Source organism: Bacillus sp. SIMBA_008 (assembly GCF_046535495.1).
Taxonomy (GTDB): Bacteria; Bacillota; Bacilli; order Bacillales; family Bacillaceae; genus Bacillus; species Bacillus subtilis.
Window position 1 is genome coordinate 1 of the sequence record NZ_JAWRWL010000646.1, and the last position, 263, is coordinate 263.

The 263-nt window shown below is 41.4% G+C and carries 1 pseudogene; it reads left to right on the forward strand.

The features are described 5' to 3' along the window. Positions 1-225, forward strand: a pseudogene (locus tag SB658_RS24810) (molybdenum ABC transporter ATP-binding protein); the annotation flags it as partial. Positions 226-263 lie beyond the last annotated feature (38 nt).

The window sequence follows — 263 nt, forward strand, 5'->3', positions numbered from 1 at the left end:
TCATTCATTGCTTCAAAGCCTGATGCGCCTACTTTGCTTTACACGACCCATCATGCAGAAGAGATTTTGCCTGTTTTTCAGCACACCCTATTATTAAAAGAGGGGTCTGTTTTTGATCAAGGGAAAACAAAAGAGATGATGACAAGCGACTTGCTTTCTTCCTTCTTTGAATGCCCGGTAGATGTGATGTGGAGAAATGGCCGTCCTCACTTAAGTAAATTGTAGATAAAAGAAACTATTGGTCTGCGTCCCTGCTTTTCCAT